The organism is Rhodococcus sp. P14, from assembly GCF_000256505.1.
Lineage (GTDB): Bacteria > Actinomycetota > Actinomycetes > Mycobacteriales > Mycobacteriaceae > Rhodococcus > Rhodococcus ruber.
This window is the reverse complement of sequence record NZ_AJFC01000380.1, coordinates 1-12,070: the sequence shown is the minus strand read 5'-3', so window position 1 is coordinate 12,070 and position 12,070 is coordinate 1. Positions and strand designations below refer to the sequence as shown.

Sequence of the window (12,070 nt, the reverse complement as noted above, 5' to 3'; positions counted from 1 at the left end):
CCCGGGTATCCGCTGTCGGCGGTGGGGCGGGCGGTCCATGCCCCCACGGGCAGGTCGAAGACGACTGCGCCGGGCACGATGGGCACGACGGCGCCCGGCGGCCCCATCGCGATGCCGCGTCCCTGTTCCTCGAGCCACCGCATCACGCCGTCGGCGGCGGCGAGACCGTAGGCGCTGCCGCCGGTGAGGAGCACGGCGTCGACGCGCTGCACGGAGTGGCTGGGGTCGAGCAGGTCGGTTTCCCGGGTGCCGGGACCGCCGCCGCGGACGTCGACGGCGGCCGTGACGGCGCGGTCGGGGACGACGACGGTGCATCCGGTGGCCCGTCCCGTGCCGTAGGTGTCGTCGGAGCCGAGGGTGACCTCGGCGTCGAGGGCGTGCCAGTGCCCCACGCGGATGCCGGCGACGTCGGTGAGCGAGTCGGTGGGTCCGGGCGCGGCCGTCACGGCATCAGCGCCTGGACGAGGGAGTCCTGCATCCAGGTCAGCCAGTGGTAGACGTCGAGGTGGGGGGCACGCGGGTCGTCTTCGTCGAGCGCCTCGGGGGTGTCGTCGTCGATGCCGAGGGTGGTGCCGAGCGCGAGCCGCAGGTCGTTGAGCCCGTACAGCCAGGCATCGGCCTGTTCGGGGGTGAGCACCACCTTCCCGCCCGATTCGGGGACGGTGCGCAGGATGACGGCTCCGGCGGCGAGCTTGGCGTCGATGATGTCGGGTTCGTGCAGGCTGCGCAGGGCGCCGTTGAGGTCGGCCGATTCGTCGTCGGGATGCACGGTGGCGTCGGCGTCGGGCCGGTGGAAGTCGGGCAGCAACCGTCGCAGGGCGGGGACGTCCGGCGGGGCGGAGTTGCCGGTGCGCAGGCCGGTGAGCGCGGCGAGGTCGTCCTGGGGTGCGCCGGCGGCGCGTTCTTCGAGCATGCCGAGTACGGATGCGACGAGCGAACGCAGCACCGACGCCTCGTGTGCGTCCATCTCGGATCGCAGCTTCACGCCTCCGAGCGAGTTCTTCCTGCTCCACTGCCGCACGTCGGTCGGCTCCTCCTGGCTCCGCGGTCGGAATTGTCGGCGAACGGGCGGCCGGTCACTCGGCCCGCTGCATCGTCGCCCACAGCCCCGCGGCGTGCAGGCGTTGCACGTCGTGTTCCATCTTGTCACGCGAACCGCTCGAGACGACCGCCTTGCCTTCGTTGTGCACCTTGAGCATCAGTTCGGTGGCTTTGGCCTTGCTGTACCCGAACAGCTTCTGGAAGATGTACGCCACGTAGTGCATCAGGTTGACCGGGTCGTCCCACACGACGGTGACCCAGGGCCGGTCGACGGCTTCGATCTCCTCGACGGCTTCGGCTTCCGCCGGCATTGCCTGCCCTGCCGCCAGGGTGACCGTGGGGAACGAAGCCACGATGACTGCGTCGGACGGCTCCGTGGGGGCGGTGTCGAACGGGCTTGTCGAGGAACACATCGCCATGGCTCCAGGGTACGGCGTCCGCGCCTGCCGATACAGCGGCATCCCACCGTGCCCCTCTACAGTGATCGGGTGCCCGATTCCCTTCTCCGACCGACCGCGACGGCGAGCACCGCCCTGTTCACGGACGTCTACGAGCTGACGATGCTCGAGGCTGCCCTTGCGGACGGCACCGGTTCCCGCCCTTGCACGTTCGAGGTGTTCGCGAGGCGTCTGCCGCCCGGGCGCCGGTACGGCGTGGTCGGTGGGACCGGCCGGCTGATCGATGCGCTCGGGACGTTCCGCTTCGGCGAGGAGGAACTCGCGGTCGCGGGACGATTCCTCGACGCGTCGACCGTGGAGTGGCTGCGGGACTACCGGTTCTCCGGCGACATCGAGGGCTACCGCGAGGGCGACTTCTACTTTCCCGGTTCGCCGGTGCTCGCGGTGCGCGGCACGTTCGCCGAGTGCGTGCTGCTCGAGACGTTGATCCTGTCGATCCTCAACCACGACAGCGCGGTGGCCTCGGCGGCGGCCCGGATGGTCAGCGCCGCGGACGGCCGCACACTGATCGAGATGGGGTCGCGCCGCACCCACGAGGAGGCGGCGGTCGCGTGTGCGCGGGCCGCGTATCTGGCGGGCTTCGATGCGACGTCGAATCTCGAGGCGGTACGCCGGTACGGGGTGCCGGGCACGGGTACTGCGGCGCACGCGTTCACGTTGGTGCACACGACGGGTGCGGGTCGCGACGAGGCGGCGGCGTTCCGCAGTCAGGTCGAGACGCTCGGGGTGGGAACCACGCTGCTGGTGGACACGTACGACATCACCAACGGGGTGCGCACGGCCGTCGAGGTGGCCGGCACCGGCCTCGGGGCCGTCCGGATCGATTCGGGTGATCTCGGCGTGCTGGCCCGGCAGGTGCGCGATCAGCTCGACGAGCTGGGCGCGACGAACACGAAGATCGTGTTGTCGGGTGACCTGGACGAGTACGCGATCGCGGGTCTGCGCGCCGAGCCGGTCGACGTGTACGGCGTGGGTACGTCGCTGGTGACCGGGTCGGGCGCGCCGACGGCCGGGATGGTCTACAAGCTGGTCGAGGTCGACGGCATTCCGGTGGAGAAGCGCAGTGCCCACAAGGAGTCCCGGGGCGGCGCCAAGCGGGCGGTGCGGTTCGCGCGCCCGACCGGCACGTTGGTGGAAGAGGTGATCTACCCGGCGGACGCCCCGGTCCCGGAGGGCGACGGCGAGGTGGTGCACGAGCTGATGGTTCCTCTGATCTGTGACGGCGAGCGCGTCGACGACGTGGCTACGCTGGAGGAGAGCCGGGCGTTGCTCGCCCACGGGCTGATCAGTCTTCCCTGGGAGGGTCTGACCCTGTCGGCGGGTGACGCGGCGGTGCCGACCCGATTCGTGAGGTGAGGACGATGTCGCGGGCGTTGATCGTCGTCGACGTACAGAACGACTTCTGCGAGGGCGGGTCGCTGGCCGTGGCCGGCGGTGCCGCGGTCGCCGCCGATATCAGCCGGTATCTGACGGCGCACGCGCGGGACTACGCGCACGTGGTCGCCACCCGGGATCACCACGTCGATCCGGGTGCGCACTTCTCCGACGAGCCGGACTTCGTCGACTCGTGGCCACCGCACTGCCGCGCGGGAACGCCGGGTGCGGAGTTCCATCCGGCGCTCGACACCGCCCGCGTGGAGGCGGTCTTCTCCAAGGGGAGGTTCGAGGCCGCGTACTCGGGCTTCGAGGGCAGTCACGACACGGGCGAGTCGCTCGACGAGTGGTTGCGCCGGCACGGCGTCACCGAGGTCGACATCGTGGGCATCGCGACCGATCACTGCGTGCGGGCGACCGCGCTCGATGCGGCGGCCGCGGGGTTCGAGACCCGGGTGCTGCTGCCGTACACCGCGGGGGTGAGCGCGACGACCGTCGAGTCGGCCCTCTCGTCGCTCCAGGCGGCGGGTGTGGACCTGGTCGGACAGGTCGGCCCGCGAAGCTGACGGTGGTGCCCAGTACCCTGGCGCGGTGCCCGAACTCCCGAATGTGCCCGACCTGCTGCGCACCGCGGTGCACGCGCTGGGCGGCAAGGAACGGCGCAACCAGCTGACGATGGCGTCGGCCGTGGCGCATTCGCTGGACACCGGTGAGCACCTGGCCGTCCAGGCCGGCACCGGCACCGGTAAGTCGCTGGCCTATCTCGTGCCGGCGGTGCGGTATGCGGTGCAGACGGGCCGGACCGTGGTGGTCTCCACCGCGACGATCGCGCTGCAGCGTCAGCTGGTGGACCGGGACCTGCCGCGATTGGCCGACGCGCTGGCGACGGCGCTGGGTCGGCGTCCCCGGTTCGCGATTCTCAAGGGCCGCGGTAACTACCTGTGCCTGAACAAGATTCACACCGGTCTGGCGGAGGAGCCCCCGGCCGACGACCAGTTGTTCGATGCGTTCGCGCTGTCGCGGATCGGCCGGGAGGTGCGGCGGGTCACGGAGTGGTCGTCGACGACCGACACCGGCGACCGCGACGACCTCGTGCCGGGCGTGTCGGACCAGGCGTGGCGTCAGGTGAGTGTGAGCGCACGCGAGTGCCTGGGCAAGTCGCGGTGCCCGGTCGGTGAGGACTGCTTCGCGGAGATCGCCCGGGCCGAGGCCGGGCAGGTCGACGTGGTCGTCACCAACCACGCCCTGCTGGCGATCGACGCGATCAGCGGGCTGTCGATCCTCCCCGAGCACGACGTGGTGGTGGTCGACGAGGCGCACGAACTCGTGGACCGCGTCACCGGCGTCGCGACGGCCGAATTGTCCGGCGGCACCGTCTCGGCAGCTGCGCGGCGCTGCGTGAAATTGGTCGAGGACGCGGACGTGGACCGTCTCGAGGGGGCCGCGGAGAACTGGGAGGCGCTGCTCGAGGAGCTGCCGCCGGGACGGTGGGACGAGTTGCCCGACGGTGCGGGCGCGGCGCTGGCCGCGATCCGGGACGCGGCGTGGGCCGCGCGCACCGCACTGGGTCCGCCCAAGCCGGGGCTCGACGCCGAGGCCGCCGCCGCCCGCAACCAGGCGCTCGCGGACGTCGACGAGGTGCACGACTGCGCGGTGCGGGTGCTGACCGCCTTCGAGGAGACCGATCCCGCCGCGCGTCGGGACGTCGTCTGGCATGCCGCCGACGAGTTCCGCGGCAACACTCGGCACACGGTGCGGATGGCGCCGCTGTCCGTCGGCGGACTGCTGCGCTCCCGGCTGTTCGCCGAGGCGACGGTCGTGCTGACCTCGGCGACGTTGACGGTCGGCGGTTCGTTCGACGCGCTCGCCGTCAACTGGGGGCTGCCCCCGGAGTCGCCGGCCCGCAGCGACACGGGCGCAGCGTCGGGGACCGAACCGCCGTCCGACGACGGGGACCTGCGGTGGAACTCCCTGGATGTGGGATCACCGTTCGACCACGCCAAGTCCGGCATCCTGTACGTCGCCAGGCACCTGCCGCCGCCGGGCCGCGACGGGCTCTCCCCCGCGTACCTGGACGAGATCGCGGAGCTGGTCGCCGCGGCCGGTGGGCGCACGCTCGGACTCTTCTCGTCGATGCGCGCCGCGAAGGCGGCCGCGGAGGCGATGCGGGAGCGTCTGGACACACCCGTCCTGTGCCAGGGCGAGGACGCAACCGGCGCCTTGGTGGACAAGTTCGCGGCCGACGAACCGACGTCACTGTTCGGGACTCTGTCGCTGTGGCAGGGCGTGGACGTCCCGGGGCCGTCGCTCTCGCTCGTGATCCTGGACCGGATTCCGTTCCCGCGGCCGGACGACCCGCTGCTGGTGGCGCGGCAACGGGCCGTGGAGGCGCGCGGGGGCAACGGCTTCCTGTCGGTGGCGGCCACCCATGCGGCGTTGCTGCTCGCGCAGGGCGTCGGGCGGCTGCTGCGCAGCACGGATGACCGGGGGGTCGTGGCGGTGCTCGATCCCCGCCTGGCGACCGCCCGGTACGGCGGATACCTGCGCGCGTCGCTGCCACCGTTCTGGGAGACCGCCGACCCCGAGGTGGTGCGCAAGGCGCTCACCCGGCTGCGCGGCTGACCGAGCCGCGACGCGTCGGTTCCCGATTCGTTCCCGGGATTCCCGGAATTTCCGGCTGTTTCGCGGCAGCATCGAAGCAGGCGCAGCGGCCGGATTCGAAGGCCGCAGGGACAGGGGGCTTTCGGATATGCCAGAGGGCGTCGTCAAGTGGTTCGACGAGGAGAAGGGGTTCGGGTTCATCGCCCAGGACGGAGGTGGTCCCGACATCTTCGTCCACTACTCGGAGATCGCCGGCACGGGCTTCCGCTCGCTGACGGAGGGCCAGCGCGTGGAGTTCGAGGTCGGGCTGGGCGTGAAGGGACCTCAGGCGGAGAACGTCCGCCCGGTGTGAGAACCGGCGCCGCCGCCGCGGCGCGGCATTCAGACCCGCAGACCTACGTCGACGATGGCTTTGGCGACCGACCGCACGGGCGCCTGATTCCTGCGGGCGTGGCCGCGGATCAGCCGGAACGCCTCGTCCGGGGTGATTTTCCGGGCCTGCGCGATGACGCCCTTCGCCTGTTCGATGACGATGCGCGAATCGAGAGCGGTCTGCAGTTGCGCGTTCAACTGCTCGTGCTGCCGAAGCTTGTTGGCGTTGACGATGTAACCGGTGGCCATGTCGGCACACACCTGCGCCGCCGCGATCTCACGATCCGCCCAGTCGCGTGGTTCGCACGCGTACATGTCGAGGGCGCCGATCTTCTCGTCCGCGAGCTGCATCGGGATCCCGGCCACCGCCGCGATCCCGTACTCGCGCGCCTTCTCTGCGAACTCCGGCCACAGGTCCTGGCGTTGCCGCACGTCGGCGACCGCGATGGGTTCGCCACGATCGAACGCGTACCGGCACGGTCCCACGCCGGTGTCCTCCTGGCAGCGTTCCATCTTCCCGACCACCTCCGCGGCCGCGGTGACGAACTGCAGCCGGCCCTCGCACTGCAGGCTCACCCCGCAACCGAGGAGGCCGAGAACGCCGGTCACTCCGTCGACGAGTTCGTCGAGCGCTGCCCCGACGTCGTAGGAGGTGGGCAGCCGGCGCGCGAATCGAGACAGTACCGCCATGAATTCGTCCTGGTCGAACACGCTGCGGTCCCTTCATCAGTACCCACAAATAGTGACATACATCACAGTGATCGGCTGGCGCCGTTCGGGTCACATGACATATCCTGATACACAGAGCGTCCGCCCCAGATCCCGGCGACGCTCTAATCGGAGCCGCCCCGACCCCCGGTGCTCCCCCTCTCGCTCTCCACGAATCGTGTGGACAAGTTCTCGGGAGAACACCGCGACACGTCGGCTGCTCGTCGTTCCACGTCGGTGTACCTCCTGGACACGATCCGCGAAGAAGGAACACCCATGGTTCACGTCGCCCCTTCCTCCACCCCCGCCGATGGCTCGCCGCTGCTCTCGGTGCCGGCGATCGTCGCCGGCGCGGGCACCCTCTCGTGCGGGCTCGTCGTCGCAATCAGCCATTCTCTCGCCCTCGGCGCCCTGGCGGCGCTCCTCACGGTCGCGACGGTCGCGGGCGCGGCCCTGATGATCCGCCCCTGACCACCCGATCCGACCGGCTCTGCCGAGCCCACCCGAGCAAGGAACCGATGAACCACCCCGATCACCTCGCCCACCGGAGCACCGTCCCGGGTTCGGCGATGAGCACGGCCGAGATCAAGGCTCGTATCGATGCGATGTTCGCGGACGACCACACACGCGTCGACCGCACACCCGCCGCGACCCGGCGGCGTCCGGGATGGGCGTCGAGCCGGCGCGGCCCCAGAAGCTGACCACCGACGTTCTCCCGGCGTCGGTGGTCTCCGACCGGATCACCGGCTTCCGGACAGCGCCGCAGGGGGGCGCTTCCGGAAGCCGGTGATCCGTCACTGTCGGGTCACGGTGCCGCGCACTCTCGGGTCACGGTGCCGCGCACTCTCGGGTCACGGTGCCGCGACGAGCGCGGGGTGATCCGCCACGTCCCACCTCATCGAGACCGAGGTGCCGTCGGGGACGGAGACGACATCGGTGTGCGACGTCAGAGTCCGGATCAGCGCGAGCCCATGGCCGCGGCAACTGTCGCCGGACGCCGGGGTCCGCCATCGGCCGTGATCGGTGACGACCACCTCGACGGAGTGCTCGTCGGGTCGGTACACGGCCTCCAGGTCGACCGCACCGCGGTGATCTCCGGGTCCGTCGGCGTACGCGTGCTCGACGACGTTGGCCAGCGCTTCGTAGCTGGCGAGCAGCACGTCCTGTCCGAGTTCGGCCTCGAGGTGGAGGCGGTCCAGCCACCGGTCCAGGGCCTGCCGGAGCATCGTCACCTGGCCCGGCTCGGCGCGGACCCCACGGTAGAACATCCCGGTCGATGTGAACGCCTGAGAGGCGTGTCGCGAGTGCATCCTCCTCCTCGAATTTCGATGCGTCCTCGGTCGGACGCATCCGGTGTATACCCACGGCGGCGCGGTCCCATACCTCGAAGCGAGCATGTGCGCACAGCGACGGCGACCGTCCCGGTCAGGCGGCAGGGGCGACCCGCGCCGGATAGACGAATCCGGGCAGTACCCGCCCGGCCACGGTCGCGACGCCGAGGACGACGAGGAGCGCCGGGACCAGCGTGGTTCCCACGTAGCCGATCCCCGGGTCAGTGAGCCCGATCGCGCCGGCACACACGGCGGCGGGCACGTGCGGCGCCCGCAGCAGCGCCATGGCGACGACCGCGAGGCCCGCCGAGACGGCGGCTCCGGCCTGCGACGGACCGGCAACGGCCGCGACGACGAGCGCCGCGGCCGCGGCCGCGGGGTAGGCGCGCACGATCGCTCCGGGCCGGGGTGCCGGGTGCGAGAGCGATGAGGGCTGCGGACGCAACGTACGGCAGCCCGAACACCGCCCAGTGTGCGAAATTCTCGAGGGCGGCGAGCGCGCCGGCCGCGCCGATCGCGACCGCCCCCGGCGCGAGGGCGGCCGCCAGAGCACGGCCGGACCCGTCCGGTGCATCATCGAGCAGCGCGGGCATCCGACCAGGCTCCTTCCGCCTCGGGGGTGCGTCCGGGCAGAGTGCGTCCCAGGAATCCGCGGACGAGGTTCGCGATCTCCGGCCCGTGCGTCTCGAGGGCGAAGTGGCCTGCGTCGAGCAGGTGGATCTCCGCATCGGGGAGGTCGCGGGCGAATGCTTCCGCACCCGCGGGACCGAAGATTTCGTCGCCCCGACCCCACGTCACCAGGGTCGGCGGCCGCCAGGCGCGGAAGTACTCCTGGAACGCCGGGTACGCGTCGAGGTTGAACTGGTAGTCCCAGAACAACTGGAGCTGGATCTCCTTGTTGCCGGGTCGATCGAGGCCCATCTGGTCGAGCAGCCAGGCTTCCGGGGCGACCCGGTCGAGGCGGTCCTCGGGCACGCCGTGGACGTACTGCCACCGGGTCGCCTCCGGCTCGAGGAGGGCACGGACGGCGGGTTCGTGGGCGGTGCGGTCCTGCGCATGGGCGAAGAGGGGCTCCCAGAACGGGGTGAACCCTTCGCGGTAGGCGTTGCCGCTCTGGGTGATCAGCGCGGTGACGCGCTCGGGGTTCCCGGCCGCGATCCGCAGGCCGATCGGGGCGCCGTAGTCGTGGAGGTAGAGGGCGAAGCGGGTCAGCCCGATCCGGTCGAGCAGCGCGGCGGTGACCTGCGCGAGACGGTCGAAGCTGTAGTCGAACTCGTGGACAGGGGGCATCGCCGATCGCCCGAAGCCGATGTGGTCGGGGGCGACGAGGTGATACTCGTCGGCGAGCTCGCCGGGCAGATGCCGGAACATGTGCGAGCTGGACGGGAAGCCGTGCAGCAGAACGAGTGCGGGGGCGCCCGGGTCCCCGGCCTCGCGGTAGGAGACGTCGAGCCCGTCGATGGTTTCGGTGCGGTGACGGACGGCGGAAGCGGACATGAGTCCTCCTCGGATCGGTCGGAGAACGATCGTTCTCCAGTACGGGGTGTAGCGTAGAGAACGATGGTTCTCTACGCAAGAGGAGGGGCTCGATGGACGCGGACACCGCGCAGACCCGGCTGCTCGATGCCGCCGAGGAACTGTTCAACGAGCACGGCATCCAGGCCGTCGGCATGGACACGATCCGGTCCCGCTCCGGGGTGTCGCTCAAGCGGCTCTATCAGCTCTACCCCGCCAAGGACCGGCTCGTGGCGGCCGTACTGACCCGGCGTGATCACACCGTGCTGACGGATCTGCGCCGGTATGTCGACGCCCGCGCCGATCCGCGCGAGCGGGTTCTCGCGGTGTTCGACTTTCTCGAGGAATGGTTCGCCTGCAGCGACTTCCGCGGCTGCACGTTCATCAACACGTTCGGCGAACTCGGCGGCATCTCCGGCGACGTCGCCGAGATCGCCCGCGCGCACAAGGACGCGTTCCGGCGCTACCTGCGCGGACTCGTCGCGGACGCGGGTAGCCCCCCGGCACTGGGCGACCAGCTGGCGATCCTGGCCAACGGGGCCATGGCGACGGCGGCGATCTCCGGTTCCCCCGCCGTCGCCCGGCAGGCCCGCGACGCCGCACGCGTCCTGCTCGACGCGAGCGGCCCCCGAACCCCGAGCTGAGGACCAGCTAGGCGAGCACGACCTTGCCGAGTTCGACGTCCGACGCGAGCAGCTCGTGGTGCGGAAGCACCCGCACCGTGTAGCCGACCGACCCGGCCATCGGCAGCGCGACCTCGACCTCGAAGACCTCGCCCAGCGGATCCGTGCCCGTGTGCCGCATCGGCACCGTCACCACGTCGGACAGGGTGTCGTCGGGTCCGACCCGGCCGACGACCGCCTGCACGACCACGTCGCCGGCACGGAGACCACCGAGGTACACGTGGGCGGTCAGGGCCAGCTTGGACCCGATCTCCGGGATGTCCGGCAGTCCGGCGCTGTCGACCTGGGCCACCCGCACGGCCGGCCATGCGGCCTCGGCGCGGCGCCGGTAGTGGGCGAGCTGCCGCGCCCCGGCGAAGCCGTCGGCGACCGCCTCGCGTGCGGCGGCAGCGGCCGGCGCGTAGTACTGCACGGTGTAGTCCCGGACCATGCGGGAGGCGAGCACCTTCGGACCGAGGTTCTGGAGCGTGTGCCGCACCATTTCGATCCATCGCCTGGGTACACCGCTGCCGTCCCGGTCGTAGAACCGCGGCAGGACCGACCGCTCGAGCAACTCGTACAGGGCGCTGGCCTCGAGATCGTCCCGGCGATGTTCGTCCATCACCCCGTCCGCGGTGGGGATGGCCCAGCCGTTCTCACCGTCGTACATCTCGTCCCACCAGCCGTCGCGGATGGAGAGGTTGAGCCCGCCGTTGAGAGCCGACTTCATCCCGGACGTCCCGCATGCCTCGAGCGGACGCAGCGGATTGTTCAGCCACACGTCGCAGCCCCAGTAGAGATACCGGGCCATGGACATGTCGTAGTCCGGCAGGAAGACGATGCGGTGACGCACGTCGGCCGCATCGGCGAACCGCACCACCTGCTGGATCAGTGCCTTCCCGCCGTCGTCGGCGGGGTGACTCTTGCCGGCGACGACGAGTTGCACGGGACGGTCCTCGTCGAGCAGCAGGGCCCGCAGTCGTTCCGGGTCGCGCAGCATCAGGGTGAGCCGCTTGTAGGTCGGCACCCGGCGCGCGAACCCGACGGTGAGAACGTGCGGGTCGAACACCCCGTCCACCCAGCCGAGTTCGGCCTCGGTGGCGCCGCGCTGGAGCCAGGACCGGCGCAGCCGCCGGCGGATCTCCTCCACCAGTTGCGCACGCAACGTGTTACGGGTGACCCACAGCTCGCGCGGTTCGACCGTCTGCAGCAGTTCCCAGCCCTTGGCTTCCTCCACCCGGTCGGGACCGGCGAGGCGGTTGGCGAACTCGAGCCACTCCCGGGCGGCCCACGTGTGCGCGTGCACGCCGTTGGTCACCGACCCGATCGGGACTTCGCCTGCGTCGAAGCCGGGCCACAGGTCGACGAACATCTCGCGGCTGACCCGGCCGTGCAGCTTCGACACGCCGTTGCAGCGCTGGCCGAGCCGCAGACCGAGATGAGCCATGTTGAACACCCGCGAGTCCGATTCCCGGCCGAGGGCGAGAATGCGGTCCACTCCCAGGCCGGGCAGCAGCGCCGACTCGTTCTCGCCGTTCGGCCCGGAGAAGTAGTGCCGGACGAGTTCCGCCGGGAACCGGTCGATGCCCGCGGGCACCGGGGTGTGGGTGGTGAAGACGGTGCCGGCGCGTACGGCGGCGAGCGCCTCGTCGAAGTCCAGACCGGCGCCCGTGACCAGTTCGCGAATGCGTTCGGCACCCAGGAACCCGGCGTGTCCCTCGTTCATGTGGAACACCTCGGGATCGGGCAGTCCCGCGATGCGGGTGTAGGCCCGGACGGCGCGTACTCCGCCGACCCCGGCCAGGATCTCCTGCTTGATGCGATGGTCCTGGTCGCCGCCGTAGAGACGGTCGGTGACCCCGCGCAGTTCCTCGTCGTTCTCGGCGATGTCCGAGTCGAGCAGCAGCAACGGAACGCGACCGACCTGGGCGATCCACACTCGGGCGGTGAGGGTGCGATGGCCGGGCATCGCGGCCTGGATCAGCGCGGGGGTGCCGTCCGCCTCGGT

At 70.9% G+C, this 12,070-nt stretch carries 15 protein-coding genes; 7 read left to right on the top strand and 8 right to left on the bottom strand.

Translation table 11 applies throughout. The annotated features are described in order from the left end of the window. The 3 genes from OEY_RS0126520 to clpS all read right to left on the bottom strand — a co-directional run. The coding region (locus OEY_RS0126520; protein WP_010596758.1) for a P1 family peptidase at nucleotides 1-446 on the bottom strand (446 nt) is incomplete at its 3' end. Then, nucleotides 443-1,021 carry an oxidative stress transcriptional regulator AosR gene (gene aosR, locus OEY_RS0126515; protein ID WP_010596757.1) on the bottom strand — a complete coding sequence of 193 codons (579 nt, stop codon included), beginning with the start codon at nucleotides 1,019-1,021 and terminating at the stop codon, nucleotides 443-445. The genes OEY_RS0126520 and aosR, both read right to left, overlap by 4 nt. A gap of 55 nt (nucleotides 1,022-1,076) precedes the next feature. Then, a complete protein-coding gene (clpS, locus tag OEY_RS0126510) occupies nucleotides 1,077-1,460 on the bottom strand; it encodes an ATP-dependent Clp protease adapter ClpS (RefSeq protein WP_010596756.1) in 384 nt (127 codons plus the stop codon). Nucleotides 1,461-1,508: 48 nt separating this feature from the next. Between clpS and OEY_RS0126505 the strand changes: the two genes are divergently transcribed. The 4 genes from OEY_RS0126505 to OEY_RS0126490 all read left to right on the top strand — a co-directional run bounded on the left by OEY_RS0126505 (nucleotide 1,509) and on the right by OEY_RS0126490 (nucleotide 5,826). Next, nucleotides 1,509-2,855: a nicotinate phosphoribosyltransferase gene (locus OEY_RS0126505; protein WP_010596755.1), complete on the top strand. Its 1,347-nt coding sequence runs from the start codon at nucleotides 1,509-1,511 to the stop codon at nucleotides 2,853-2,855. A gap of 5 nt (nucleotides 2,856-2,860) precedes the next feature. Further along, nucleotides 2,861-3,439 (top strand): isochorismatase family protein, encoded by a 579-nt coding sequence (locus OEY_RS0126500; RefSeq protein WP_010596754.1) that lies wholly within the window; start codon nucleotides 2,861-2,863, stop codon nucleotides 3,437-3,439. 25 nt (nucleotides 3,440-3,464) lie between these two features. Beyond that, on the top strand, nucleotides 3,465-5,495 hold the full coding sequence (locus OEY_RS0126495) for an ATP-dependent DNA helicase (protein WP_010596753.1): 2,031 nt from the start codon (nucleotides 3,465-3,467) through the stop codon (nucleotides 5,493-5,495). A gap of 127 nt (nucleotides 5,496-5,622) precedes the next feature. Beyond that, entirely contained in the window at nucleotides 5,623-5,826 is a 204-nt protein-coding gene (locus tag OEY_RS0126490; protein WP_010596752.1) for a cold-shock protein, read from the top strand. Between the two features lie 29 nt (nucleotides 5,827-5,855). On the opposite strand, the gene OEY_RS0126485 is transcribed toward OEY_RS0126490, so the two are convergent. Beyond that, complete coding sequence (locus OEY_RS0126485) at nucleotides 5,856-6,557, bottom strand: GAF and ANTAR domain-containing protein (RefSeq protein ID WP_010596751.1); 702 nt, start codon at nucleotides 6,555-6,557, stop codon at nucleotides 5,856-5,858. Between the two features lie 273 nt (nucleotides 6,558-6,830). On the opposite strand from OEY_RS0126485, the gene OEY_RS0126480 reads away from it, so the two are divergent. Continuing rightward, nucleotides 6,831-7,025 (top strand): hypothetical protein, encoded by a 195-nt coding sequence (locus OEY_RS0126480; protein WP_237713812.1) that lies wholly within the window; start codon nucleotides 6,831-6,833, stop codon nucleotides 7,023-7,025. Between the two features lie 47 nt (nucleotides 7,026-7,072). Next, nucleotides 7,073-7,255, top strand: a complete 183-nt coding sequence (locus OEY_RS0126475; protein ID WP_010596749.1) for a hypothetical protein — start codon at nucleotides 7,073-7,075, stop codon at nucleotides 7,253-7,255. A gap of 150 nt (nucleotides 7,256-7,405) precedes the next feature. Here OEY_RS0126475 and OEY_RS0126470 read toward each other — a convergent pair whose 3' ends face one another. The 3 genes from OEY_RS0126470 to OEY_RS0126460 form a co-directional block, all read right to left on the bottom strand. Then, a complete protein-coding gene (locus OEY_RS0126470; RefSeq protein WP_010596748.1) occupies nucleotides 7,406-7,864 on the bottom strand; it encodes an ATP-binding protein in 459 nt (152 codons plus the stop codon). Nucleotides 7,865-7,979: 115 nt separating this feature from the next. Further along, nucleotides 7,980-8,276: a hypothetical protein gene (locus tag OEY_RS31350; RefSeq protein ID WP_010596747.1), complete on the bottom strand. Its 297-nt coding sequence runs from the start codon at nucleotides 8,274-8,276 to the stop codon at nucleotides 7,980-7,982. 182 nt (nucleotides 8,277-8,458) lie between these two features. Continuing rightward, nucleotides 8,459-9,382, bottom strand: coding sequence for an alpha/beta fold hydrolase (locus OEY_RS0126460; protein ID WP_010596746.1), 924 nt, complete (start codon nucleotides 9,380-9,382; stop codon nucleotides 8,459-8,461). A gap of 92 nt (nucleotides 9,383-9,474) precedes the next feature. Here OEY_RS0126460 and OEY_RS0126455 point away from each other — a divergent pair, with 92 nt between their 5' ends. Then, nucleotides 9,475-10,044, top strand: a complete 570-nt coding sequence (locus tag OEY_RS0126455) for a TetR/AcrR family transcriptional regulator (protein WP_010596745.1) — start codon at nucleotides 9,475-9,477, stop codon at nucleotides 10,042-10,044. 7 nt (nucleotides 10,045-10,051) lie between these two features. On the opposite strand, the gene glgP is transcribed toward OEY_RS0126455, so the two are convergent. Continuing rightward, nucleotides 10,052-12,070, bottom strand: a 2,019-nt coding sequence (gene glgP, locus OEY_RS0126450; RefSeq protein ID WP_010596744.1) for an alpha-glucan family phosphorylase, incomplete at its 5' end; no start/stop codon positions are given.

Coding starts and splice junctions, on each gene's coding strand:
- OEY_RS0126500 (WP_010596754.1), top strand. CDS start 2,861: ATGTCGCGGGCGTTGATCGTCGTCGACGTACAGAACGACTTCTGCGAG.
- OEY_RS0126460 (WP_010596746.1), bottom strand. CDS start 9,382: ATGTCCGCTTCCGCCGTCCGTCACCGCACCGAAACCATCGACGGGCTC.
- clpS (WP_010596756.1), bottom strand. CDS start 1,460: ATGGCGATGTGTTCCTCGACAAGCCCGTTCGACACCGCCCCCACGGAG.
- OEY_RS0126490 (WP_010596752.1), top strand. CDS start 5,623: ATGCCAGAGGGCGTCGTCAAGTGGTTCGACGAGGAGAAGGGGTTCGGG.
- OEY_RS0126470 (WP_010596748.1), bottom strand. CDS start 7,864: ATGCACTCGCGACACGCCTCTCAGGCGTTCACATCGACCGGGATGTTC.
- OEY_RS0126475 (WP_010596749.1), top strand. CDS start 7,073: ATGAACCACCCCGATCACCTCGCCCACCGGAGCACCGTCCCGGGTTCG.
- OEY_RS0126480 (WP_237713812.1), top strand. CDS start 6,831: ATGGTTCACGTCGCCCCTTCCTCCACCCCCGCCGATGGCTCGCCGCTG.
- OEY_RS0126455 (WP_010596745.1), top strand. CDS start 9,475: ATGGACGCGGACACCGCGCAGACCCGGCTGCTCGATGCCGCCGAGGAA.